Source organism: Bradyrhizobium sp. GW821-FHT13H06, assembly GCF_058803975.1.
The window spans coordinates 53,542-76,238 of the sequence record NZ_JBXAPN010000015.1; the positions used below are offsets into that span (position 1 = coordinate 53,542).

At 60.7% G+C, this 22,697-nt stretch carries 24 protein-coding genes; 6 read left to right on the forward strand and 18 right to left on the reverse strand.

Annotated elements, in window-relative coordinates; genetic code table 11:
• Window positions 1-139: 139 nt before the first annotated feature.
• The 8 genes from AC1RQP_RS37195 to AC1RQP_RS37230 form a co-directional block, all read right to left on the reverse strand.
• Entirely contained in the window at window positions 140-2,326 is a 2,187-nt protein-coding gene (locus AC1RQP_RS37195) for a xanthine dehydrogenase family protein molybdopterin-binding subunit (RefSeq protein WP_492942384.1), read from the reverse strand.
• Window positions 2,326-2,769 carry a (2Fe-2S)-binding protein gene (locus tag AC1RQP_RS37200; RefSeq protein WP_492942386.1) on the reverse strand — a complete coding sequence of 148 codons (444 nt, stop codon included), beginning with the start codon at window positions 2,767-2,769 and terminating at the stop codon, window positions 2,326-2,328. Before AC1RQP_RS37200 ends, AC1RQP_RS37195 begins: the two co-directional genes overlap by 1 nt.
• Before the next feature lie 211 nt (window positions 2,770-2,980).
• On the reverse strand, window positions 2,981-3,145 hold the full coding sequence (locus tag AC1RQP_RS37205; protein ID WP_492942388.1) for a hypothetical protein: 165 nt from the start codon (window positions 3,143-3,145) through the stop codon (window positions 2,981-2,983).
• Window positions 3,135-3,776, reverse strand: a complete 642-nt coding sequence (locus tag AC1RQP_RS37210; RefSeq protein WP_492942390.1) for a class I SAM-dependent methyltransferase — start codon at window positions 3,774-3,776, stop codon at window positions 3,135-3,137. Before AC1RQP_RS37210 ends, AC1RQP_RS37205 begins: the two co-directional genes overlap by 11 nt.
• Window positions 3,777-4,125: 349 nt before the next feature.
• Window positions 4,126-5,160, reverse strand: a complete 1,035-nt coding sequence (locus tag AC1RQP_RS37215; protein WP_492942392.1) for a DUF3108 domain-containing protein — start codon at window positions 5,158-5,160, stop codon at window positions 4,126-4,128.
• Window positions 5,161-5,168: 8 nt separating this feature from the next.
• Complete coding sequence (locus AC1RQP_RS37220; protein WP_492942394.1) at window positions 5,169-5,816, reverse strand: SRPBCC family protein; 648 nt, start codon at window positions 5,814-5,816, stop codon at window positions 5,169-5,171.
• Between the two features lie 179 nt (window positions 5,817-5,995).
• On the reverse strand, window positions 5,996-6,910 hold the full coding sequence (locus AC1RQP_RS37225) for an SDR family oxidoreductase (protein WP_492942396.1): 915 nt from the start codon (window positions 6,908-6,910) through the stop codon (window positions 5,996-5,998).
• Between the two features lie 176 nt (window positions 6,911-7,086).
• On the reverse strand, window positions 7,087-7,581 hold the full coding sequence (locus tag AC1RQP_RS37230; protein ID WP_492942398.1) for a DUF2147 domain-containing protein: 495 nt from the start codon (window positions 7,579-7,581) through the stop codon (window positions 7,087-7,089).
• 251 nt (window positions 7,582-7,832) lie between these two features.
• Between AC1RQP_RS37230 and AC1RQP_RS37235 the strand changes: the two genes are divergently transcribed.
• Window positions 7,833-8,441 (forward strand): TetR/AcrR family transcriptional regulator, encoded by a 609-nt coding sequence (locus tag AC1RQP_RS37235; RefSeq protein ID WP_492942400.1) that lies wholly within the window; start codon window positions 7,833-7,835, stop codon window positions 8,439-8,441.
• Between the two features lie 123 nt (window positions 8,442-8,564).
• Here the strand turns inward: AC1RQP_RS37235 and AC1RQP_RS37240 are convergent, their stop codons facing one another.
• From AC1RQP_RS37240 to AC1RQP_RS37260, 5 genes are all read right to left on the reverse strand, one after another.
• Window positions 8,565-9,143 (reverse strand): class I SAM-dependent methyltransferase, encoded by a 579-nt coding sequence (locus AC1RQP_RS37240; protein WP_492942402.1) that lies wholly within the window; start codon window positions 9,141-9,143, stop codon window positions 8,565-8,567.
• Window positions 9,143-9,940: a YkgJ family cysteine cluster protein gene (locus AC1RQP_RS37245; RefSeq protein WP_492942404.1), complete on the reverse strand. Its 798-nt coding sequence runs from the start codon at window positions 9,938-9,940 to the stop codon at window positions 9,143-9,145. Before AC1RQP_RS37245 ends, AC1RQP_RS37240 begins: the two co-directional genes overlap by 1 nt.
• Window positions 9,941-10,306: 366 nt before the next feature.
• Window positions 10,307-10,618: a DUF3313 family protein gene (locus AC1RQP_RS37250; protein ID WP_492942406.1), complete on the reverse strand. Its 312-nt coding sequence runs from the start codon at window positions 10,616-10,618 to the stop codon at window positions 10,307-10,309.
• Window positions 10,619-10,744: 126 nt separating this feature from the next.
• Window positions 10,745-11,899, reverse strand: coding sequence for an alpha/beta hydrolase family protein (locus AC1RQP_RS37255; protein WP_492942408.1), 1,155 nt, complete (start codon window positions 11,897-11,899; stop codon window positions 10,745-10,747).
• Between the two features lie 436 nt (window positions 11,900-12,335).
• Complete coding sequence (locus tag AC1RQP_RS37260) at window positions 12,336-13,004, reverse strand: TetR/AcrR family transcriptional regulator (protein WP_492942410.1); 669 nt, start codon at window positions 13,002-13,004, stop codon at window positions 12,336-12,338.
• A gap of 82 nt (window positions 13,005-13,086) precedes the next feature.
• Between AC1RQP_RS37260 and AC1RQP_RS37265 the strand changes: the two genes are divergently transcribed.
• Window positions 13,087-13,824 carry an SDR family NAD(P)-dependent oxidoreductase gene (locus tag AC1RQP_RS37265; RefSeq protein ID WP_492942412.1) on the forward strand — a complete coding sequence of 246 codons (738 nt, stop codon included), beginning with the start codon at window positions 13,087-13,089 and terminating at the stop codon, window positions 13,822-13,824.
• Window positions 13,825-14,135: 311 nt separating this feature from the next.
• On the opposite strand, the gene AC1RQP_RS37270 is transcribed toward AC1RQP_RS37265, so the two are convergent.
• Both AC1RQP_RS37270 and AC1RQP_RS37275 read right to left on the reverse strand, forming a co-directional pair.
• Complete coding sequence (locus AC1RQP_RS37270) at window positions 14,136-14,633, reverse strand: lipocalin-like domain-containing protein (RefSeq protein ID WP_492942414.1); 498 nt, start codon at window positions 14,631-14,633, stop codon at window positions 14,136-14,138.
• Window positions 14,634-14,684: 51 nt separating this feature from the next.
• Window positions 14,685-15,518 carry an SDR family oxidoreductase gene (locus tag AC1RQP_RS37275; RefSeq protein ID WP_492942416.1) on the reverse strand — a complete coding sequence of 278 codons (834 nt, stop codon included), beginning with the start codon at window positions 15,516-15,518 and terminating at the stop codon, window positions 14,685-14,687.
• 95 nt (window positions 15,519-15,613) lie between these two features.
• Here AC1RQP_RS37275 and AC1RQP_RS37280 point away from each other — a divergent pair, with 95 nt between their 5' ends.
• From AC1RQP_RS37280 to AC1RQP_RS37290, 3 genes are all read left to right on the forward strand, one after another.
• The gene (locus AC1RQP_RS37280; protein ID WP_492942418.1) at window positions 15,614-16,513 is read left to right on the forward strand and encodes a LysR family transcriptional regulator; all 900 of its coding nucleotides are present in this window, start codon (window positions 15,614-15,616) and stop codon (window positions 16,511-16,513) included.
• Between the two features lie 168 nt (window positions 16,514-16,681).
• The gene (locus tag AC1RQP_RS37285) at window positions 16,682-17,689 is read left to right on the forward strand and encodes an AraC family transcriptional regulator (protein WP_492942420.1); all 1,008 of its coding nucleotides are present in this window, start codon (window positions 16,682-16,684) and stop codon (window positions 17,687-17,689) included.
• A complete protein-coding gene (locus AC1RQP_RS37290) occupies window positions 17,686-18,711 on the forward strand; it encodes an SDR family oxidoreductase (RefSeq protein ID WP_492942422.1) in 1,026 nt (341 codons plus the stop codon). Before AC1RQP_RS37285 ends, AC1RQP_RS37290 begins: the two co-directional genes overlap by 4 nt.
• Window positions 18,712-18,970: 259 nt before the next feature.
• Here AC1RQP_RS37290 and AC1RQP_RS37295 read toward each other — a convergent pair whose 3' ends face one another.
• The 3 genes from AC1RQP_RS37295 to AC1RQP_RS37305 all read right to left on the reverse strand — a co-directional run bounded on the left by AC1RQP_RS37295 (window position 18,971) and on the right by AC1RQP_RS37305 (window position 21,123).
• Window positions 18,971-19,324 (reverse strand): Atu4866 domain-containing protein, encoded by a 354-nt coding sequence (locus AC1RQP_RS37295; RefSeq protein ID WP_492942424.1) that lies wholly within the window; start codon window positions 19,322-19,324, stop codon window positions 18,971-18,973.
• 98 nt (window positions 19,325-19,422) lie between these two features.
• Window positions 19,423-19,974: a nuclear transport factor 2 family protein gene (locus tag AC1RQP_RS37300; protein WP_492942426.1), complete on the reverse strand. Its 552-nt coding sequence runs from the start codon at window positions 19,972-19,974 to the stop codon at window positions 19,423-19,425.
• Between the two features lie 90 nt (window positions 19,975-20,064).
• Window positions 20,065-21,123 (reverse strand): aldo/keto reductase, encoded by a 1,059-nt coding sequence (locus AC1RQP_RS37305; RefSeq protein ID WP_492942428.1) that lies wholly within the window; start codon window positions 21,121-21,123, stop codon window positions 20,065-20,067.
• 99 nt (window positions 21,124-21,222) lie between these two features.
• Here AC1RQP_RS37305 and AC1RQP_RS37310 point away from each other — a divergent pair, with 99 nt between their 5' ends.
• Complete coding sequence (locus AC1RQP_RS37310) at window positions 21,223-22,113, forward strand: LysR family transcriptional regulator (RefSeq protein ID WP_492942430.1); 891 nt, start codon at window positions 21,223-21,225, stop codon at window positions 22,111-22,113.
• The last annotated feature ends 584 nt before the right edge of the window (window positions 22,114-22,697 follow it).

Here is a 22,697-nt window from a genome sequence, read left to right on the forward strand (position 1 = left end):
CCCGTTCAGAAAACGACGAACGGTTCAGTAAACGAAGACCGCGCCGACCGCGAGCAAACCGGCCACGAGGACAAGTCGGATGCTGAAGTCGAAGGCGGCGATCCATCGCATGAGGGGCCTCCAAAGCTGCCGTGCCAAATCATACGACGAACGGAAGACTGCTGGTCGGTCTCCCGGTCAGACTCAAAAGCGCATTTGCTACGGCGGGAGCGATCGGCGGGACACCCGGCTCGCCTATGCCTGTGGGAGTTTTCTTCGATGGCACGATGTGGGTTTCTACAACCGGCGCTTCGTCCATACGGAGGACCCTGTAAGCGTCGAAGTTCGTCTCTTGCGGGATACCGTGATCAAGCGTGATCCTTCCATAAAGGGCTGCGCCAAGTCCGAAGCAAATTCCACCCTCGATCTGCGCGGCTATCTGACTCGGAGCGATTGCGATGCCGCAATCGACCGCGCACACCACCCGGCGCACCTTGAGATTCCCTCCGAGCACCGAGACTTCGGCGATCTGGGCCACGACGGTGCCAAAACACTCATGGACGGCAAGCCCTCGCGCCCATCCAGCGTCCAATGCACTGCCCCAGCCTGCCTTCTTGCAGACAAGATCCAGCACCGCGAGCTTGCGGACATCACCCACTTTCGCAAAGATAATGCGGCGATACTCGGCCGGATCTCGCTTCGCGCGTCGCGCCAGTAGATCGACCGTGTGTTCCATGACCATCGCTGACTGCGAATTGCCGACGGATCGCCATAAGCCAGGGGGCACAGCGAGCTTCGGGGTGAAAATCTTGGCGTCCACCACGCTGGCCACAGACAGATAGGGTGAATTCTTCACGCCGTGGGTGGGGAGCTCGTTGGCGCCGAAAGGAACGATTGCTTGCGACACGATGTTGTGGCGCCAGGCGGTCGGCAGCCCACCTTCGTCGCATTTGATGGAAACCTTGTGATGAGCCATCGGCCGGTAGTACCCACTGCTCATATCGTCTTCGCGCGTCCAGACGAGCTTGACAGGCCGACCGCCGCCGACGTGACGGGCGATGTTGACGCACTCGACAATGTAGTCGGACGTCAACGTGCCGCGACGTCCAAATGAACCACCCGCCGGCAACGTCTCGATTTCCACAAACCCTGGGAGCGTGATCGCGGCCAAGGCGCAGTTTATCTGGTCCACCGTCTGGATCTGCGCGGCGAAAGTAAGCTTCACCCGGCGTCCGTCGACCGAAGCAACGCAGTTCATCGGCTCCATGGGGGCATTTGCGAGGTAGGGAAAATCGAACGATGCTTCGAACAGCTCCCCGTCGAAGGCATCATCGACCTTGCCTTTTGTCTGGAACGCCGACCCGGTTACATCGGTCTTTCCTTTCGCGATTTCACGATAGAGCGATCGCAGCTCATCGGAAGATCGTGTCTCGGCCTTTGCATCGTCCCAATTGATCTTGAGTAGGTCGCGCCCGAGACGGGCGGACCATGTATCCTTGGCAACTACGGCAACGCCGCTCGCGATCTCGAAAACGTCCACAACGCCGGGCACTTTCCGTGCCGCACCTATGTCGAGGCTGCCAACCTTGCCGCCGAAATGAGGGGGATGGGCGACCATCGCAACGAGCATGCCGGGAAGCCGGACATCCTGCGTATACACCTCGGAGCCATTGCTCTTGGATTGGCTATCCTTGCGGCGCACGATCTCCGTGCCGATCAGCTTGTAATCCTTTGGATCCTTTAGCGTAGGATGCTCTGGGGGCGTGATCTTCGCCGCGTCAGCGAGCAGATCGACGAACGTCTCGCTGCGCTTCGAAGCCGAGTGATACAAGACCCCGTTCCGCACGGCGATCGACTCGACCGGCAGAGCCCACTTCCGAGCAGCGGCTTCGACGAACATCGCGCGCGCGGCAGCGCCGGCCTTGCGGAGCTGGTCCCAGGAGCCCGCAATTGCCTGTGAGGCCCCGGTCCCCTGAATCCCGAGGGTCGCGTCCCGATACACGGCAGCATTCGCGGGCGCCGTCTCGCATCGCACCATCTCCCAGTCGGCGTCCAACTCCTCTGCGACGATTGCGGCCAGGCCAGCATGGGTACCTTGGCCCATCTCTTGAAATCGATTGACGAGCGTGACCCATCCGGCTTCGTCGATTTTAATGAACGGCCCGAACACGCTCGGATTTATATCTCGAGCGCCAATACTCAGCGCGCCGGCGGCGATGACCCCCAAATTTGTCGCCGCATAGCCAACCACCAAAGCTCCACCCAGCAAGCTTCCACCCAAAACCAATCGGCGGCGGGTGAGAATAGGTGAAGGTTGCTCTTCCTCTCCGACCTTACGCTTCGACATCACGCCACTCCGGCGGCATCTTTGATCGCCGCTTTGATACGCCGATAAGTCCCACAACGGCATATGTTGCCACTCATGGCAGCATCGATGTCGGCATCCGTAGGCTTCGGCTTTTCATCGAGAAGCGCCGCCGCTTGCATGATCTGCCCGGACTGACAATAGCCGCATTGCGGAACGTCGTGCTTGACCCAGGCGACGAGTAATTGATGACGTGCACCGACGCCTTCGATTGTTCTGATCTTCATGCCTTGCGCCTCAACCGCAAGCACGGAGCACGAACGCACAGCCTTGCCGTTCAAGTGTACTGTGCACGCTCCGCATTGAGCGATCCCGCAGCCGAACTTCGTGCCGCTCAAGTTCAGATGGTCTCTAAGGACCCAGAGTAGCGGCATATTCGGATCGCCATCGAAATCCCGATCCTCGCCATTGACGTTAAGCTTCATCGACGAGCCTCATATTTTCAGTGCACACGGAAATATATCGCACTGAGTGTAATTTTCAAGTCATTTGTGAAGCGAATTATTGCCGCCATTTGGCCCGTCCAACGAACACCAGCACCTCGACAAACAAGTCCCGATCGAGCCCGAACCCGACATGCCCTGCGGCTTCATGCAGGTCAGGAAGAGTCATCATCCTGCGAAGCATCCGGGGCATTCATCGCCCATCGCTTGCATCGGATACGTCGTCTTGGGAAATGATGGCGACATCTCGTGTTGTGAGTTCCGCGCACACCGCTGGTGCATGCGCGAGTGTGATTGACTGGAAATTGACGAGAGCCATTGCAAAGCAGCGGATGATGCCGAGGCGGTCAAGCTTCATGGCCGCTCTCCGCGGCATCAGCGGTCGCGCTGTGGCTTTTGCCGGCGCGGAATGCCGCGCCTCGCGGTGTCCGCCTGGTGAAGCGGTAGACCGCGGCCGGCGGGACGTTGAGGATTGCTCGATCGACCAAAGTCGCCTTCAGACCCAGCCTGTCGAGGATAGGTCTCCGCACCGGACAACCGAGCCCGTAAGTGAATTGATAGAATGCGCCTCCGGCCCGGATGTAGCTGAAGGCGCCGTCCAAGACAGACATGACCTTGCGGGTGGACATGTTGAGAAGCGGTAGACCACTAACGACGGCTCCCACGACTCTGTCGTCGTACAGCACTCCTTCTCGCAGCCGGCCAGCATCCATCCATAGAACTCGGCTTCCTGGAAAGCGTATCTGGAGCTTTCTGACGAAGTCCGAGCCGTACTCGACCAACGTAAGGTTCTCCTGACGGACCCCACGATCGAGCAGCTTGTATGTGAATGCACCGGTACCCGGCCCGAGTTCGATAATGGGTCCCGTCGATGAGCTTAGCTCGCGCGTCATGACTTCGGCCAACGCATCGCCGGAAGGCGCGATGGCGCCTACCCGGCCAGGGGCTGCCATCCAGGCAAGGAAGAACGAAAGGAAATCGTGCGACATGCGTTGCTCCGGTCTGTCGAAATGGGTGTTGGACGCGGCTCATGCCCGCGAACCGAGGCTGTTCAAGTTCGAAGCGTCAGGGACCGCCACGCTTCGCCTGGTTCGAACGTCCAGCTCTCCGCTCCTAATTTATACACTTGGTGTAAAAATATTATCGCACTCGGTGCAACACGCAAGCACGGACTCCGGAAATTTGGTGCGACTATTTGGCGCCGATGATCATCAGTTCGACTTCTCAGGACGTCGGCTTTCATCCGCGTCGTCACCGGCGACGACGTCACATCGACGCTCTCGGGCCGAACACGGGTGAGCGGGGAATTACCAAGACGGCAGCCTCTGGCTCGCGTCTTCACCGGGATGCGGTCGACCTCGCAGGGTCCGCGCTGAACTCCGTCAGGGCCACGCTGGCAGCTCCGAACCGGGTCTGCGCCTGGACGTAGACCGGGACGTGGAGATCAATCGTGCTGGCACGCCCGAATGTGACCAGGATTTGATCGACGTCGGAATTCGAGGACGCGGCGCGTGCCCCATCTCCTTCGACGATCTGCCCCGCAACAGGCTTGAAGACTGCCCGGCAGACGGTCGTGCTTCCGGCAAGGTCTTTTTGCGCGATTGTTCCCATGCCTTGTTGCTCAAGCTTGACGTCATATCGGCTCAAACCGTCGACGATCGATAGCACCCGATCACACGCTCCCCCTTGCGTTCTTCCGTCAATCCTGGTTGCAGCCATCAAGAAGGCGCTCAAGGGATCGACGATTGCGGTGAGATGCTTCGGTTCGATCGGCGTTTGATTCGATCCCGATACCGGCGGCGGATCGACCAGCATTGTCTTGACGACGCCGTCAGCCATGCCGAGCTTTACTCTGTGCCGCCGCGAGCCGCTCCGATGTTCGAGATCGAAATCGGTCGGGACAAAGCGTCCTCCTTTGTGAGTACCGGTGGACGACGCCACACCTGCAGCATTGTTCAAGAGCCGGACCGCTCCGGAGACGCGATAGTCGACCCTGGCAGTGTAGGTACTGCCACGGAGCGCCACATACAAATTGGCGTCAGCCACCGGCAGGCCCGCGAACCGTACGGCATAGGAAGCGCGCACGTCTCCATCTGCCGCGCTCGCGTCGGAGACGCCGTAAGCGGCCAAGCCGAGGATGGCAAGCGCGCGCCCTGCCCTGGAGCTTGGATGGTTGCTCTTGCGCTTCGGCCGAAGCGCGGTGCTTAACGCATCGAGGAGCCGAACATGAGCCCGAGCGACCGTTCCCGGTCCAGAACCGGGGCGGCTGCGGCCGAGCAAGGAAGCGAGGGCGAGACAAAGGCGTGCGGACACGACATCGTTCGGATGGGACATCGGGTCTATATTTCTCTGACGGATACTCACGAACTTCATTCCCTAACTTATGACGATCGCATGCTGCGTTTCGAAGCGATGTCTGTCATTGCCTTGTCGCGCATCGCTGCCAGGCCGACCTCCATAAATCGGCGAAAGTCGTTCTGGACGTAGGGCCGGATGAGATAGCCGTCCGGCCAGATTTTCGGTCGGAAGGAATACGTCCAGCGCACGCGGGTCGCCTGGCCTCTGCTCGTGAAGTCCAGCTCGCTCAGCGCGTATCTTATGTAGCGCCCTGTGCGGTTGGTCAGGTTCCATATCTGGTATTGCAGAAGCTCTGGTCTGCGCTCCGTAATCTCCTCCAGCGCACTGTTATTGTCCGAGAACACGATTCGTCGGCGGTCGCCGGGCTTGCTCCAGTTGCCGATTATCATCTCGGTGCTTACTACGCCGGGCACACTATCCGTTCCGGTAAGGAACGAGCCGAATGCGGCGGCGCCGCGATCGGCGAACCAATTCGTTACGGAAGCCAGAGGTGCTTGGATGTCGGTCTCGACGCTGACAGTCTCAAAGTCCGCACTCCGCTCCAGCTCCGGCCGAGCGACATCTCGACTCGTTGCGGACGGTGCCGGATCCGCGCCGACCAGGGGTGTGCCGCACCCTGTCAGAGCGAGTGAGACGACGGCGTAAATCGAGAAGGCGCTCCGACTGAACATTGCAGAGATCCTTTTCGACATGCGCGGCGAGCCCACCAGGAGACTCTCGAGCGCATACCCCATGTTGGTATTTGGACGACAGTCGTGGTTGGCGCGCCGCAGGGGGGAAGCCACCATCATCGATGACGAGGGCTGCGGCCTCGCCATTTTGCTGCGGCCAGCTTTCGTGGTCGAACAGCTCATGCAAAGCGGGCGCCGGTCAGCTTTTCGGAAACCTCCCAGAGCCGCGCTGACCCGGCCGCATCCTTGGCTTGCGGAGGTATTCGCGCGGACGCAGGCGCACCGCGGGTTTCGCTCAGCCTGTTGGGACCATAGTACCCTCCAGGTTCGGCGTACGGAGACGTCGCCGCGAACAGCGTCGGCAGCGCGCCTTGAGCCGGCGGTTGAAATAGGAACCAGAGGAAGGATCGGGCGAAGCCCGCCAGACTTCGGGAACCAGCGCCATTCGGAATCAGCTCTGTGCGCGAAACCCCGGGGTGCGCGGCGATGCTCGCGATCTTCCATCCGGAGGATTGGCTTCGAGTTTGAAGTTCGAACGCGAACATGAGGCACGCGAGCTTGGATTGGCTGTAGACCGGCATGGGCTTGTAGCCGCGCTCCGCTTGAAGATCCTCGAAGTCGATCGCCCCGCTCCGGGCCGCGACGCTCGAAATGCTGATGACCCGCGGCTGTTCGCCGTTGCGCAAAAGTGGAAGGAGTTCCGCCGTCAGCGCGAAGTGGCCGAGGTAGTTGGTCCCGAACTGCAACTCAAACCCATCGCTCGTCACCTTCCGCACCGGAGGGGCCATCACGGCGGCATTGTTGATGAGGATGTCCAGGCTGGTTCGCTGGGCACGCATTCGAGAGCCAAAGTCTCTCACCGATTTCAGGCTGGCGAGATCGAGCTCTTCGAAGCGCACCTTGGCGTCCGGAAGGGCCGCTCGGATCCGTGCCACGGCCTGCCCACCTTTTTCCGGGCTGCGGCCCGCGATGATGATTTCGCAGCGGGCTCGAGCCAGCGCCAACGCGTCTTCAAATCCGATGCCCCCGGTTCCCGTGACGACGGCAGATCGTCCCAGCTGGGACGGAATATCCTTGATGGTCCAATCAGGCATGGAAAGGTTCTCCTCTGCAGAAAATTACACTTGGTGTACACTTCTAATATTACACTAAGTGTAATTTTGCAATCGGCGGCCGGCCTCATGCGGCCGAACTGGAAACCCATTTCGCTCTCTGCAACCGCGGTTTCGTTGCAATCCGCCATCGAGCTGCCGGCGCAACATCGGATCGACTATTTTTTCGCAGCCGGAGACTTCACAGGACTGACCGAAGTCTTCATCGCCGCTCTCTGGAAGACGACCGTTTGCCCTAGAAGTGAAACTCCGACATAGCCGCGCATGTGGAGCTTGCCCTCGGTGATCTCCGCCTTGCAGTTGACGGTGCGCCCGGAAGACGCATCGTACGCCGTTCCACCACTCCATTCGCCATTCTGATAGGTCAGCCCTTTCACCATCACGATTCCCTGCAAGGACCGGCTGCGGAGCGAGGGATCGGGATTCAAAGTATCTTTCTTGAAGGTGACACCGTCGCTCTCGACGATCCGGTCGCCCCACAGGACTCGCGCCTGATACTCGGCGTCCACTTTGAAGAACTCCAGTTTCAGCGACTCGGACTCCCAAGCCCCAACGATATCGTCGGGTTGAGCCGGCTGGGCCCGCGCCGCCGGCGCGGCTAAGACCAGTCCAAACACGATGGTGACCGTCGCAAGTATCTTCCAGCTGAGCATGGGCTCGCCCTTCCATAATTACATCGAGTGCATTTTTTATTGCACGAAGTGTAATTTCACAAGGTTCCGGGAAAGGCTGAATGTGCGACGCCTAGCCGCGGGCGCGGCGAGGATCCACGTGCCGCACGAGCTATCCACGGTCATACAACGGCCTCAGTCACGCGCAGACGGACTGGTTTTTTCTTGCACGTTTTTTAAGCCAAGTGTAGAGTATTGCACTCGGTGCAATTTTAGAACGACGGGCATTTCCCTTGCGAAAAAGCGTAATAGCGGACGGCAAAGCTGCGGATGAGGGTCTTCGCGAGCGCAAACGACGTGAGACGCTGGCTCGGATCGCCGAAGCTGGGCTCCGGTTGTTCATGACCAATGGCTACGAACAGACGACGCTCGAGGCCATCGCAGAAGCGGCAGGTATTTCGCGGCGGACCTTCTTCTATTATTTCAAGTCCAAGGAGGAAATCCTCCTGGCGTGGCAGAGCCACTTCACCGAGCTCCTCCGAGCTGCCGTGATCGCAGAGCCCTCCGACCAATCTCCGATCGACACCGTCAAGAACGCGCTGCTGAAGTTGACCGGCAGTTATGATTCGGATCAAAGCATTGCTCTCGACCGGGTCATCCGTTCGAGCGAAGCATTGATGTCCGCAAGTCATGCTAAGTATATTGCCCAGGAACAAGCCATATTCGAAGCTCTGTGCGTGAAATGGCCTCAAGCCAAGCGGCGGAAATCTCTTCGGTACGTTGCCATGGTCTCGGTCGGAGCGTTTCGACTGGCGATCGACGCCTGGGGCAACGACAAGGGAAAACGACCACCCGCGGCTTATCTCCGCGAATCGTTCGCAAATTTGCAGAGCGTGCTGTGAAGGAAAGAACAAGCTGAGAAAAGGGTGACATCGCCCGCCGTCCCGACTCTCGATCGGGTAGTCCGCTCAGGGCAGTGATAGATCCCAATTGAAGGCACGTATCACCACAAACCGATCGCCAGCTTATGCGATGGCGTTGGGCGGCTTCAGCCGCCCTACCTTCCGCGCAGGCCAGTAATACAGTGCAGCGGCTCCGCGCAGGCCCGGGCCTTCTCGAACCGCGGTAACTTCCCTGTTGCGAAACCAGAAGGTGAGCGACGCCACCGGCGCTCCAAATGCAAGCGAGAGATCGAAAGACTCCGCCAATTTCGGCATTGGGTTGATCATCAGGTAGCAAACGACCGCGTATGCGTCTCGAATATCCCAGTCGTAAAAACTGCCTCGGTGCAAGACTACGTTCGGCAGTTTTCGAGCCCGAACCCGGGCAACCCAATACGGAAAGGGAGACAATTCTATACCCCGAATCTGTGCTTCCGGAAAAGCGAGCGCCAGCTCGATCACCAGCGAACCCCAACCGCAGCCCAACTCGTAAGCAATCGCCCTCTTCGCCGAGCCGGCCTGCCTCAGCAGAGCAACAATGTCAGCCGCCTCAGCGACATTTGACGATAGCGGGGGGACGCCGATGATACCTTGAAACACGAGCCGTGATAGACAAACCGAAAGGACCACTAGCGCCCCGAGTAGGGAAAGAACGTCCGACATCAGCAGCTGCTTTCCTCGTCTATTCCACCATGACCCGCCTGCCAACTCGCCTGCTCCGACAAACGCGCGAGAAGCGCCTTAGCAAGTCCCGTTTGCTGCGCCGGCAACCCTCGAGAAGAAGCAGCCTGCTCTAATGCATCCGTCGCTTCGATATAGACGCGGAACTGCGATGGGCTCTGCGCAATGGCGGCCACCGTCCCATTGGGATCGAACACGAGCGAGCGACATGCTGCTGCAGACTTCGACGTGAACGCGCGGCACGTCAGCGGCCGCACGTCATAGATCATGCAAAGACCATTCGAATCGAGCAGTGGGCAAGGATGGCGCAGTCTCGTCGGATCTGTAGACGCGTCGGCGGCGGCAGCGGCCTTGATCAACTCAACCCGCAACGCGGCAACAGCGGCCGGGTCAAGACGCTCGGTCAGGAAATCCACGATCACCTCAGCGACGCCGGGGGGAATCGTCACGTAGAGATGGCAACAAGCATCACAGCCGGCACGGCAGTCGCGCCTCGGCTGATGTGGAAAGTGCGAAGTGAAGGCAGAGGCTGCCGCATCTGCAATCGCCATAGCTATGAGCGCAGCGTCTGCGAGGCTGGAGGCACGCGAGAGCTCGTCTTTCAGGGTGCGGCGCAATTCGAGGAATAGACCCTCGTAGCGCCCCGCCAATTGCCGCGTCTGTTCGCCTACAGACGTTATCTCCGAGATGATTCTATCGACGGCCAGATCGGATCGGCGGAAACCACTAACGGTGCTGCAGCCGGGGAGACCGGAGGCGTTGCTCCCTTGTCTGTCCAACTTGGGGGAGCTCCAAGCCCTTGGCCGACAAATCCAGCAATTCCCGGGGCTCTTCCGAACACGTCGCACGCGGATTGCTTCGGCGCACCGCCCAGCGACGTGTGCAGGCTCTCGAGCGACGGCAGTGCTGGAAGGGTTCCGAAAGGCGTACTCCCCGTGACCAATAGCCGGCTAAAGTCGGCGGCAAATGCCGTGGAGAGGTCGTATGTATTCACATCAGGCGAGACGCGGGGAGAACTTGTGAAAGAATTGGCCCCGCGGCCCCACACCATAGAGGCCTTCTGCTTCCCCCGTCTGTCCCTCGCCTCGCCTTCGACCGACAGGCTGCCAAGCCCCAACGGAATACGCGGAATAGGCACTGGCACATCAGGCAGAAGTACGGCTTTGGCGACCCGCGCGACACCCCGACGCACCTGCCGCTGCAGGATCCGTCGCCGCCGCATGGGTGATGACGGCCTGAATCGTCAGGTCGGCCTGATCCGCCGGACCGACAATTTCGAACTTCTCGCTCAATCCGAAGCACAGAGCACGGTCAATGGCGTTGCCGAGGATCCTGCGCTGATCGGGCGAGAAGGATACCTCTGCCGCTGATTTTGTCGAAAATCGAGTTTCTACGAGCCGCACGGTCTTTGCGCCGAGAACGTCCTCCTTGTCGATGCGAACGATCGACTTCGTCAAAACGCCGTCGGATGGCTTCAGACCATCATAACTGGCAAGAGAGCCCGCGCTGTTCAGCGGCGCAGTTCGCGCACCCGGCGCTCAGTAGACACACAGTCGCTATAAGCAGGAACCGGTGCATCGGGTTTATCGACGCAATGCGGATGCCGACCCGTCGATTTCTGCCGCCGCTCGACGAGCACCGACCCCAAGAGAATAACTGTTCTGCCGCTCACCGGTGATAGCACCGCCTTTCTCGGCCGCAGTCGCAGGCATGTTATCTTGCCAAGCTGCCCTTCCAGACGCGCCCGAGATCGGCATTGCGTTCCGCATGGTTGGCTGGGCGAGAATATCCTGCCAATCGACGCTCCACTGCGCCAAACCTTTGGAATCCCCGGCAAACGCATAGTCCAAGAATGCCAGCGTCAATTCCCCGGTGGCTTCCTTGACCTTCGGATTTAGTCCTGGCCCCCCGGTCAAAGCGCGGTCTGTAAATATACTATGGGATCCTCCTCGGAACATGACCAGTAGCTTACGCCGATTGGCGATCGCCTCGAAAATTGCGACTCGATCGCGTGCATTCGAATAGAAGCCGGGAATCTTGATGACGTCTTGTGTAGCCGTCACGTGAAGCGTCGGCACGGAGATGTTAGCGAGCACGTTCGACAAGTCGTTTTCACCGTAAAAAGGTGGGGCTGAAATCACTATCGCCGCCTTGAAGCGCCGGTCGCGGAAATCGAGCCAACGGCCATCCCGAATGACCCGCGCCCCCACGGTCAACAATGCGGTATTCGCGCCATAGGAATGTCCAGCTACGACGATGCGTCGCACATCGATGAATCGCGCGTACGGTCCGGTTGAAAATAGTAGCATTTGATCGAGCGCGAACCGAAGATCGCCGACACGTGCCGCGGCTTCGTCATCCCGTGTGGCCGCTTGCAGCCGCCCCACAAGCTCGAACGGATTGCCACGCCAGAGTGCAGCATCGCTTCCGATATGCTGGACATGCAAACTCGCGATGCCGTGAGCGGCCCACCGGGCAGCGAGGTAAGTGTAACCGTTTCGCGAACCGCCCATGCCGTGCGAGAAGACGATCAGCGGCACCCGTCCGAGCGAAGTCCCAGTCGGCCAATACAGGCGAGCAGGAACTACGCGACCCCGAGAGGCATCTTTCCAATCGAAGTCGATCGCATGAAATGCCGCATGCTCCTGTTGTACTTGGGCATTCTGTGCATTCGCCCCCATAGGCAGCACCGTCGCGACGGCACATGCCAACGCCAAAGCAGCCAACCAGCTTCTCATGAAAATCAATCCTGCTATTTCCCGCCGAGCATTCGCAGCTCTGGGCGAAGCCAATTCGGTAAAGGTCGAGGCTCTTCCTGTCAACAAAAACTGCACTGAGTGCATTAATTTGACGCAGGTCGGAAGCAGGAATTGAGCGAGGGGCAAAAGGGACAGAGCGATGGGCCGCCTTTCGACGTCTCAAATGGGTGAGTTTGCCGGCACCAGGCCGTGATTGACGAGCGACACGGGTGGGCACGCGGCGCCCCACCCCAACCGCGGAGCTCATCGCGGCCAATGATAAGCCGCCACATTGAAAACGCCGAAACTGACAGACGCGTCGGATTCAAAATCCGGTTCCGAAAGAAGTGTCAGTTCGATTCCGACCGCCCGCACCATCTCTCCTTAGGCACCCCGCCGTCTTCATCGCGCTGGTCGCCTGCGGACTAGCCCTATCTCACTCCCCATTATCCATGGGGGCAGTGATGTGGTCCCAGCCGGCTAATGCCATTTCCGCGACAGCCTCAAGTTCAGCGCGGTCCGCTCCGTCGCGGGCGCGAATCGCCATGCCGCTTTGTACCGTCTGGACTAATCTTGCGAGCTTGGTCGTGTCCGCCGTGGCCTGGAGATCCCCGTCGCCTTTTGCTTTGTCGAAGCGCGCCTTGAGGAGATCAAAGCCTCCCGCGCGGGTGGCTCGCATGAGTTCGCCGAGTTCGGCATGTCCTTCGCTGCCGACTGTGGCGAGCGTGGCCATGCAGCCATGCGGCAGATCGCAGTCACCACCCGTCATGGCGATGGCGGAGTCCTGAAGGAACGCCAGCGCCGCCTCTCTCGCGGTCGTAGCCTTCCGGAAACGGGTCCAGACCAGTCCCTCATAGGTCGTGCAATAGAATTTCAGCGCTTCGGCGTAGAGCGCATCCTTCGAACCAAAGGCGGCATAGAGGCTCTTTGTCCCGATCCCCATCGCTTCCGTCAGATCGGCGATCGAGGCGGCCTCATATCCCCTGATCCAAAATAGTCGTATCGCGGCGGCGAGCGCTTCCTGGCGATCGAATTCCCTCGGCCGACCGCGCGCGGGGCGTGTCGGCGCCGGACAGGCTGGAGGTGCCGGAAAATCATTGTGCATCAATCACTGCATAAATCAGTTGACCGCGCACTGCAATGAACTTACTGATTTATACATCGATCACTGCATAATGGAAACGATCATGGATCTGCTTGAAAGGCGCGCTCTGGTGAACGGGGGCTCACGGGGAATAGGCGCCGCGATCGCGATTGCGCTCGCCGGAAATGGGGCTGATGTCGCCTTTACCTATCACCGCTCAGCGGACCGGGCTGCGACAGTGGTTCGGTCAATCGAGGAGAAAGGCCGGCGCGGGATCGCCATTCAGGCGGACAGCGCCAATCCCGACGCCATAAGCCGAGCAGTCGCCGAGGCGGTCGACACGCTTGGAGGCCTCGATATTCTGGTCAACAGCGCGGGCATCGGAACGGCTGGGATGACGGCGGACCTGTCACTAGCCGATCTGCAAGCCATGCTCGACGTCAATGTTCGCGCGCCGGTTCTGTTCGCCCAGGCAGCGATACCGCATCTCTCATCGGGAGGCCGTATCATCTCCATCGGCTCCTCATTGGCCGAGCGTGTTCCGTTCCCGGGGGTAACGGCCTACGCCATGTCGAAGTCAGCGCTTCTGTCGTTCACGCGAGGCCTTTCGCGCGAACTCGGCCCTCAAGGTATTACCGTGAACCTGGTTTTGCCGGGTTCAACTGACACGGAGATGAACCCGGCCGATGGCGAAAACGCTGATTATCAGCGCAGTCTGACCTCGCTGGGTCGATTTGGCGAGCCCCGTGAAATCGCCAGCGCCGTCGCGTTTCTCGCCGGTCCCGCAGCAAGTCTGATTACGGGTACGATTCTCAATGTGGACGCTGGCTTCAACGCCTGAGCTCATTCCTACCACCGCCGCCAGTTGCTGGGTGGACTGCAGTCATGCGGGTTGCACTCCGTAACTGGCCCACCTGTTGCAGTGGAGAATTCTGCAAGCCCAAGCCATCCGCGCAAAAATCCCCATATCGGCATCGTGTCGATTGACCAGCATCTCTGCCCGGAGGCTGAACCGCTCGGTTTCTCCTGGATCGGTGCTTTTATGAGTTGATGGGCTAGCAATTCTTGATGCCGCTGCGAGGCGCAGCCAACCTTTCGGCGAATTCGAAGCTCCCTGGATGGCGCGTTTCTCCGGGCAGCAGTCTACTTGGCTTACTTGACGCGCTGCCATTCAATCCTGATTTCAGTGCCTTCCGGCCTACGGAATTGTTCGGTCATGCGGTCGCCGTCGACGACCAACCTCAGATCGTTACGAGTTCGGACGCTGCCAACCCAGTTTGGAAAAGTCGCCCCCTCCACCCGGTTTCCGTTGAATTCGCCCTTTTCATCAACTGTGTAGGTCCCGAAAAACCCGATACTGCGTGCCATGGCCGTGCGATTTTCATTATCCGTCCCCCCACCGCGAGCATTGGAAGCAAACCGCGGGATATCGGCGTCGGCAAGAACTTCCACGAAGTGCATGTCGGGAGTGAAAACGAGAAGACCGTTAGGGTGTTCTCCATAGGCCGGGATGTTTTGCCCGCCTGGATCAATCGTCGCCGACACCAGCCTCCAGGTGCCTATCACCTGATTTTCCGCCGCGGTCTGCGTGAACGCTGGCGATATCGACATGCTGAGGGCAAGAGCCAGTATAACTGGTCGGACGAACATGGTGTTTCCTTCCCGCTTCTTGAACGCCGACTTCCCGGCCGTCGCCGCAACTCACCCAGCCTGTCGATCGGCGGAATTCGCCAGCTCCTGCTGCGCCTCAAGGGCCTTCATGCGCGCGAGAAGCGTCTGTGAGATCGAGGAATAGGCTGTGCTGCCCAGCGCCAGCCGAAATGGCGGTGCGTCGCTCTCTGCGGCCGAGATAATTGCGGCCACGGTCCGCGCCGCGTCGCCCTTTATCTCGAAGCTTCCGTCGCTGATCGCGCGGCGAACGGCGCCGGCAGGGGTTTCCTCGTAGGCGGCCATGGGTTCTGCAAGGTCGAGGTTGGCCCCGAAATTCGTGCCGGTCGGCCCCGGTTCGGCGATGATGAAGTCGATGCCGAAGGGAGCCACTTCCTGTGCAACGGATTCGATGAAGCCTTCGATACCCCATTTGGTCGCGTGATAGAGGCTGAAGCCCGGATAAGCGATCTGCCCACCTTCGGAAGAAACCTGGACGATCCGTCCGCCGCCTTTCCTTCGAAGAAAGGGCAGTACGGCACGAATCAGATGGATCGATCCGATAAGGTTGGTGGCTATTTGTCGATCGATTTGGGTGTTCGTGAGCTCTTCCGCAGCGCCGAACAGGCCATAGCCCGCATTGCTGACGATTACGTCTATCCGGTCGCGTCGTTGGAATGCATCTTTGACGGCCGAGGCAATGCTCCCCGGCTCGACCAGATCGAGCTGAACGATATCCAGGCGTTCGCGGTACTCCTGCGCCAGTTTCGTCAGCGCCCCCGCGCGGCGGATCGTCGCGACCACATTGTGCCCCTGAGTGAGCAGCTGCTGCGTCATCTCGAGACCCAGCCCCGAGGAAGCGCCGGTGATGAACCATGTCTTCGGCATGTGAACTCCTGGTCTGTTCAACAGCCGGTATAAAACAGCGACATTGGTGATATAAGGTCTTCAATTTGAGATGAGGAGGTAACAAAAACTCACCAATGGCACGTCCCAGTCTGAACGATCTTGCCGCTTTCGCTGCGGTGGCCAGTCACCAGAGCTTTCGCAGAGCTGCCGACGTGATGGGCGTTTCGCGCTCCGCTCTCAGCCACGCAATCATCGGCTTGGAGGCAAAACTGGACGTGCGGCTATTCAACCGGACCACACGCAGCGTGTCGCTGACCCACGCTGGCGCTAGCCTGCTGGCGCGGCTCGACCCCGTTCTTCAGGATCTCGATCAGGCGCTCGATACGCTCTCGGAGGAACGCGGCGCCCCAAGCGGCTCGCTGCGGATCAATGCGAACAAGAGCGGTGCCCGCATACTGCTGGCTGACGTCGTTCCGCGCTTTCTCGATCTTTATCCCGACGTCGAGCTTGATCTGGTGTCGGAAGGCCGGCTCGTCGATATCGTGGAACAGGGTTTCGATGCCGGTATACGCCTGCTGGAAGCTGTTCCGAAAGACATGGTCGCAGTGAAATTCGGCGGCGACGTGCGTTTCATCGCCGTGGCAGCGCCGTGCTACCTCGACGGTAAAGCAAGACCGCATACACCCGACGATCTTTATGCACATTGCTGCATCCGCCAACGTCTGCCGAGCGGAAAGCGCTATCGCTGGGAGTTCTCGAAACGCGGCGCCGAAGTCGCGATCGACGTGCCGGGCAACCTCACCCTCGATGACAATGATCTTCTCACGCAGGCAGCGGTGGACGGACGTGGCATCGCCTATGTGCCCGAACACTTTGCGCGGCCGTTTGTGGCGTCCGGCCAACTGGTGACCGTACTTGATGAGTGGTGTCCGCCGACGCCTGGTCTGGCGCTCTACTACCCGCGCAGCCGACACTTGCCGTCCCCCTTACGGGCCTTCATCGATCTATTGCGGAAAGTGGACCGGACTCGATGACGCCGCGACGGCGACCAGTGCTGTAGCCCTGTCAGCCAGGCGAAGGAGACCTGGGGCGTTCGCCACTTTGAAGCCGCTTCTGCATCGCGGATGGCCGCCTGAAGCGCCCGCTGGTCGATTGGCGCGATCGGATTTGTTGTGAAATGTCCGCGTGCCTATGTAGTCTCCATGCGAGGCTCAAACACCTTTTCGCTGTCAATCGGCGTGCTGTCGAAGCTCGGCGTGCCGATCGAACGCTTGTGCGCGCGTGCAGGCGTGGCGCCGTCCAACGCGTGGGTGACGAGCGATTTCTTCCGCCTCTGGGTGGCGGCCGAGGAAGAATTCCCCGATCCCTGGGCAGGCATTCGCTTTGGTGACGAAGGGATCGCGCGCGGCTACGGCGTCGCGGCGATCGTCGCGTTGCACGCACCCGACTTTCGCAGCGCGCTCGCTGCGCTCTCCCGGTATAAAAGCCTAACCTGCCCCGAACTTGTGGAGGTTGAAGCAAAGGGCGGCGAAGCCGTCGTTCGTTACCGCTGGCTCCAGGCGACCGGACCGGTTCCACGCCTGCTCGTCGATATGACGATGGCCTCGCTGCGCCAGCTCGCCTGGCGAGGCACCGGCGGAAAGGTCACGCCGATACGGCTCGAACTGACGCGGCGCGCGATCGACGAGCAGCTTCTGCGACGCCACTTCGGTTGCCCGATCGTCTTCGGGGCCGCAAGTGACGCAATGGTGTTCGATCGCGCAGCACTAGACGTTCCGTTTCTCACCGCGGACGGCGGCGCCTTCGCGCATGTGCTAGATGGCCTGGAGCAGCGCATCCGCGACGGAGAGGGCTTCCCCGCTTTTGTGGGCGAGGTGTGCGTCGCCATTGCGCGGCAACTGAGCGAGGGACGCCAGCCGAGCGTAGCGGCGGTGGCCGGGCGCCTCAATCTCAGCACCCGCACGCTTCAACGCCGGCTCCACGAACTCGGGACGAGCTTTCAAGAGCGACTCGCGGGCGTGAGGCGAACCACCGCCAGTCGTTTGCTCGTAGCCACCGACCTCGATGCGGCGGCCATTGCCATGCTGGTCGGCTTCGTCGAGCCCAATTCATTTGCCCGAGCCTTCCGTCACTGGGAGCGGACAACTCCGACCCGCTGGCGTGACCAACTGGTCGACGGGCATCGCATTCACAAAGGAACCCCGTCATGATTCGGCACCGCGTTCTCGTCACCGGCGGCACCGGTTTCATCGCGGGGCACTGCATCCTCCAGCTTCTGGAGCAAGGCCATCTCGTCCGCTCCACCATCCGGTCTCTGGCCAAGGAGGCGGCGGCGCGGGGCGTCCTCAAGGACGCGGGCATGGTTCATTCCGACAGACTGAGCTTCGTCGCGGCCGATCTCCTGCGCGACGACGGCTGGGCAGAGGCCGTCGCCGGCATGGACATCGTCCTGCATGTCGCCTCGCCGGTCCAGCCTGGGAGGGTCGCGAACGAGGACGAGGTGATAGTCCCCGCGCGCGAAGGCACGCTGCGCGTGCTGCGCGCGGCACGCGACGCGGGGGTAAAGCGCGTCGTGCTTACCTCTGCATTCCACGCCGTGAGCTGGGGGCATCCGTATGGCGACCATGTGTTCACCGAAGCCGACTGGACGATTCTCGATGGGCCCGGCGTCGATGCTTACGGCAAGAGCAAGACCCTTGCCGAACGCGCGGCCTGGGATTTCATCACCGCCGAGGGCGGCGGCCTGGATCTGACCACGATGTTGCCGGTCGCGGTCATCGGACCGGTGATGGGCAAGGACGTATCCGGCTCAAACCACATCGTCCAGCGCATGCTCGACGGCGCGATGCCGGTCGTCCCGAACCTATTCATACCCGTGGTCGATGTCCGCGACGTCGCCAGCGCGCATGTCATGGCGATGACCAACCCGGCTGCGGCGGGTGAGCGGTTCCTACTCTCCAACGGCCGAGCGCTCAGTTTGAAGGAGATCGGCGCCATCATCAAGGCTGCCCTTGGGGATGCGGCCAAGCGGGTCCCGACGCGCGCACTCCCCGACTTCGTGGTACGCATCGCTGCGCGCTTCAATGCCGAGATGCGTCCTTTCGTACCCGACCTCGGCTACGCCAAGAAAACCTCGAACGACAAGGCGCAGCGAATGCTCGGCTGGACACCACGCGAGCCTCGCGAGGCGATTGTGGCCGCGGCGACTTCTCTGGTCGGGAGAACTGGCTAAGCCGCCCAATTGTCCTGCGGCGCGGCTTGGAGGGCTAGACGCCACCATCTCAACGCGCCCGCGTCGCAATGAAGCGCCAGTCGGAGATCACGGCAAACCGATGCGGTTTGGCGCGACTGGCGTAAACTTCGCTATCCAGTATCGCCCGAAGATCGGCGAAGCTGTCGGGGTTTACTCCGCGACGGGCTGCCAAGAGCCTCTCTCGATCTCCAACCGGTCGCCGAAATCCCGGCCTCCCACTCCCCTCTACCATCGGGCATCACTGCCGTTTCGTGGCGGTGGGGACGCCGCTACTGTCCGCAGACCGGCGCAAAATCATTCCGCCGTGGTGGAGGGTGTTTGCGTCGACAAAGTCGCCGTCGGCGGTGAAGCCGGTGTCGTCCCAATATTCAATATGCGTACCGGTGACTTCATAACGCCCTTCATAGGCGCGTTCGCGAGTCCCACGCGCTTCGACGTAGCGCCCGGTGGGCAGGAGCTCGTGGCGAACGCGGCCGTCGTCGGTAATCCACATGCCGGAATAAGGATGGTCGGTCTGCAATTTGGTTTCCTGGGCTAGCGCGGACTGGCTCAAAAATATGGCGGTCATCACGATCGCAAGTGCGCGGCGCATGATCGTCTCCTAAGCGTGATTGACGTTCTGAGGGTGTTCAGCCTGCTGTCTGGCGATGACCATGGCGAGGCCGAGCCGTAGCCGATCCTGTCGCCGGGTTATTGCGCGCGCGGCTTGTTGTTCTCGACGACCTGCTGATAGGCAACGAGATCCAGAAAGGCCTCCGCCTCGACGGCTCGGCCGCCGTTCATCCGTAATATCCAGACGAACTGGTTGCGATACGGCGCTCCCGATGTGGTAGTGGCCGATCCGTCGAAACGAACGATGACCACGTTTCCATCCGCCCAGATACTCCGGACCTCCGGCATAACGGGCCCGGTCAAACGGCTGACCAGCGGCGCAGAGGCGCGTTGAATGAAATCCTGGAGACCGCGGTAAGTGCCGGCGACCGGGCCGGAGCCGTGAATCGTCCAGACGATGTCGGGCGCGAGAAGCTCCGCAAAGACGTTGCCGCCTGCACGCCATTTTTCAAAGGCTGCTTGGACGATGGCCTTATTGCGCGTCTCCACAGTGGCGTCGCGGCGCTCGGTGCGGGTGGGCGCTCCGGTTTGGGCCGGGGCCGCCGGTTCGATTGTGACCAGAAACGCTGAGACGAGCACGAATGCGCGGCTGGCGCCGATAAGTCGGTCGGTCAGTTGGATCATGCTCATTGCATATTCCTTTCCGTTTGCTGAAGCGGACGAAAGCCCGGCGTCTGCGGAGCCGCCATCACGAACGTCGTTGGTCGCCCTCCGCGGCGCTCAGGCGCGACGCGCTACCGCGGCTCCGCCGAAAAAGAGTTGCTGAACCAATGGGCGATCGACGAAGCGCGCTGGGAATATCGCAGCCGGTTCGCTCGCCAGGTTCAGGCGATCGAGCTGTTCTGGCGACAGCGCCACATCCAGAGCGCCCAGATTCTCCTCCGCCTGGGCGAGGGTGCGGGCGCCCATGATCGGCGATACGATCGTCGGGTTCATGAGCGTCCATGCCAGCGCGATCTGGGACGGCGTCGATCCCACTTCCTCGGCCACTGCGCGAACCTCCCGCGCAATTTCGATCGAGCGCTCGTTGAGATGCCCTGATGAGGCGATGACGCCCATGCGACTGGGAGACACCGCCGCATCGCGTGAATCCTGAACGTCCGCCTTGGTGTATTTGCCGGCCAGCACGCCGCCACCCAGCGGCGACCACGGAAGCACGCCGAGCCCCATGGCTTGGGCCATCGGCATGAGCTCATGCTCGACGGTGCGCTCCACCAGGCTGTATTCGATCTGAAGCGCGACGAAGGGCGACCACCCGCGCAACTCGGCAAGGGTCTGCATTTCAGCGATCCGCCACGCGGGCGTATTGCAAATGCCGACGTATAGGATCTTGCCGGACCGGACGAGGTCGTCGAGGGCCCGCATCACTTCATCCGGCTGGGTCGTCATGTCCCACCCATGGAGGTACAGGAGATCAATCCGGTCGGTGGCGAGCTGCCTTAGGCTTTGCTCGACCGAGCGCACCATGTTGAGGCGGTGGTTGCCGCCCGAATTGGGGTTGCCGAGCTCACGGGCCATCGTGAACTTCGTCGCGAGGACGAGCCGCTCTCGCTTGTCGTCGACGAACTCCCCAAGGAAGCGTTCGGCCGCCCCGTTAGTGTAGTTCACCGAGGTATCGATGAAATTGCCGCCTTGATCGATGTAGAGATCGAAGATGCGGCGAGCCTCGTTACTATCCGCGCCCCAGCCCCAATCCGATCCGAACGTCATGGTGCCCAGGCTCAACGGCGAAACACGCAAACCCGAGCGCCCCAGCAACTTGTAGTCGGTGAGCTTCATTTTTTCGGACCTCCTCAATTCTCTGACCAAAAACTAGAGGCCGACAGCAGAGCGGACAACTTGCCCAATCGTGACCAGGTTGGTAATGTGATCTTACCAATGGCCATTAATCTCGCTGGAATCTCTGTCTTTTTGGCGGTCGCGGAGATGCGAAGTTTCCGCGCGGCCGCTGAGCATTTGGGCGTGACGCGGCCAGCAGTCAGCCAGACCCTCCGTCGACTCGAAGATCGCCTTGGTGTCGCGCTGGTTCAGCGAACGACACGAAGCGTCAGCCTGACCGAGGCCGGCGAGCAGCTTTTCCAGCGCGTGGCGCCGGCCATCGGCGAGGTCGGCGCGGCCCTCGACGCCGTCGCGGATCGGGACACCGCGCCGAGCGGCCTTCTGCGGCTGGCGGTGTCCTCGATCGCAGAACGGTTCATCTCAGGACCGCTGCTGGCCGGCTTTGCGGACGCCTATCCTGCAATTCAGATCGACGTGACCGTCACGGATGAGGAATTCGACATCGTGGCGGAGGGCTATGATGCGGGGGTGCGGCTTGGCGAGGTGATCGACCAGGACATGATCGCCATCCCGGTGTCGGGCGAGCAGCGCCAGACCGTGGTTGCCGCGCCCGCCTATATCGAGCGCTTCGGCAAGCCTTTGCATCCGTCTGAGCTGGCGCAGCATCGCTGCATCGGCTGGCGTCCTGCACCCCGGACAGCGCCTTACCGCTGGGAGTTTGGCGAAGAAGGACGCGAGTACGACGTCGCCGTCAATCCTGAGATCACCACCAACGATATGTGGCTGATGATCCGTATTGCCTGCGCGGGGGGAGGCATCACCTTCGGCATGGAGGAGACCTTCAGGCCCTATGTTGCCTCCGGTCAGTTGGTCCCTCTCCTCGAGGACTATTGCCCGCCATTCGCAGGTTTCTTTCTCCATTTCCCCAATCGTCGGAATCTCGCGCCGAAGCTGCGGGCTTTGGTCGACCACGTAAAGCGATGGCGATAGCGGCAAAGGACCTGCCAGTGGCGGGTCCAGACATAGTGCCGCAAGCGTCGGCACTGTTAGGGAACTACCTATCGGAGCCCTGTCTAATGACTTCAATGGTATGGCCGAACAGATCCACGACAAGGCGCCCCGTCACGGTGACGTGTACATCATCGGCCGCACGAGATCGTGGTGTATCTCGGTAGGGCAAAGCCGCCCGGGCGGCAGCAGTCCATCGGATCGTCTTGGCGGTAGTGAGGGCAGATATCGGATCCCATCAAAAACGTCCAGGAAATCATATCTCGTCGCATGGCGTGCGACGTACGACCACAAAAAGCGTCGCACGAGACCAGTTTTGCTCCATCGGAAAAATTAAAAAGGCCCTTGCGGGCCAATCTCTTGAGGGTGGTGGGCGCACCAGGGCTCGAACCTGGGACCCGCTGATTAAGAGTTCAACACCATCGCTTCTCCGCAGTTTCCGAACGCACGCCGCGCTACGACGAGTCTTCGAGAAACTCTTTGTTTATAGATATTTCTCGCATAGTTTCGCGCTTCGTCGAACTCAAACCCTCCAACTGCTCAATCCGCCAACACCGTTTGAAAAC

What these genes read in the sequence shown, in the direction of transcription:
- AC1RQP_RS37195 (WP_492942384.1), bottom strand. Translation starts at nt 2,326, where the DNA reads ATGTCGAAGCGTAAGGTCGGAGAGGAAGAGCAACCTTCACCTATTCTC.
- AC1RQP_RS37200 (WP_492942386.1), bottom strand. Translation starts at nt 2,769, where the DNA reads ATGAAGCTTAACGTCAATGGCGAGGATCGGGATTTCGATGGCGATCCG.
- AC1RQP_RS37205 (WP_492942388.1), bottom strand. Translation starts at nt 3,145, where the DNA reads ATGAAGCTTGACCGCCTCGGCATCATCCGCTGCTTTGCAATGGCTCTC.
- AC1RQP_RS37210 (WP_492942390.1), bottom strand. Translation starts at nt 3,776, where the DNA reads ATGTCGCACGATTTCCTTTCGTTCTTCCTTGCCTGGATGGCAGCCCCT.
- AC1RQP_RS37215 (WP_492942392.1), bottom strand. Translation starts at nt 5,160, where the DNA reads ATGAAGTTCGTGAGTATCCGTCAGAGAAATATAGACCCGATGTCCCAT.
- AC1RQP_RS37220 (WP_492942394.1), bottom strand. Translation starts at nt 5,816, where the DNA reads ATGTTCAGTCGGAGCGCCTTCTCGATTTACGCCGTCGTCTCACTCGCT.
- AC1RQP_RS37225 (WP_492942396.1), bottom strand. Translation starts at nt 6,910, where the DNA reads ATGCCTGATTGGACCATCAAGGATATTCCGTCCCAGCTGGGACGATCT.
- AC1RQP_RS37230 (WP_492942398.1), bottom strand. Translation starts at nt 7,581, where the DNA reads ATGCTCAGCTGGAAGATACTTGCGACGGTCACCATCGTGTTTGGACTG.
- AC1RQP_RS37240 (WP_492942402.1), bottom strand. Translation starts at nt 9,143, where the DNA reads ATGTCGGACGTTCTTTCCCTACTCGGGGCGCTAGTGGTCCTTTCGGTT.
- AC1RQP_RS37255 (WP_492942408.1), bottom strand. Translation starts at nt 11,899, where the DNA reads ATGAGAAGCTGGTTGGCTGCTTTGGCGTTGGCATGTGCCGTCGCGACG.
- AC1RQP_RS37260 (WP_492942410.1), bottom strand. Translation starts at nt 13,004, where the DNA reads ATGCACAATGATTTTCCGGCACCTCCAGCCTGTCCGGCGCCGACACGC.
- AC1RQP_RS37265 (WP_492942412.1), top strand. Translation starts at nt 13,087, where the DNA reads ATGGATCTGCTTGAAAGGCGCGCTCTGGTGAACGGGGGCTCACGGGGA.
- AC1RQP_RS37270 (WP_492942414.1), bottom strand. Translation starts at nt 14,633, where the DNA reads ATGTTCGTCCGACCAGTTATACTGGCTCTTGCCCTCAGCATGTCGATA.
- AC1RQP_RS37275 (WP_492942416.1), bottom strand. Translation starts at nt 15,518, where the DNA reads ATGCCGAAGACATGGTTCATCACCGGCGCTTCCTCGGGGCTGGGTCTC.
- AC1RQP_RS37280 (WP_492942418.1), top strand. Translation starts at nt 15,614, where the DNA reads ATGGCACGTCCCAGTCTGAACGATCTTGCCGCTTTCGCTGCGGTGGCC.
- AC1RQP_RS37285 (WP_492942420.1), top strand. Translation starts at nt 16,682, where the DNA reads ATGCGAGGCTCAAACACCTTTTCGCTGTCAATCGGCGTGCTGTCGAAG.
- AC1RQP_RS37290 (WP_492942422.1), top strand. Translation starts at nt 17,686, where the DNA reads ATGATTCGGCACCGCGTTCTCGTCACCGGCGGCACCGGTTTCATCGCG.
- AC1RQP_RS37295 (WP_492942424.1), bottom strand. Translation starts at nt 19,324, where the DNA reads ATGCGCCGCGCACTTGCGATCGTGATGACCGCCATATTTTTGAGCCAG.
- AC1RQP_RS37300 (WP_492942426.1), bottom strand. Translation starts at nt 19,974, where the DNA reads ATGAGCATGATCCAACTGACCGACCGACTTATCGGCGCCAGCCGCGCA.
- AC1RQP_RS37305 (WP_492942428.1), bottom strand. Translation starts at nt 21,123, where the DNA reads ATGAAGCTCACCGACTACAAGTTGCTGGGGCGCTCGGGTTTGCGTGTT.
- AC1RQP_RS37310 (WP_492942430.1), top strand. Translation starts at nt 21,223, where the DNA reads ATGGCCATTAATCTCGCTGGAATCTCTGTCTTTTTGGCGGTCGCGGAG.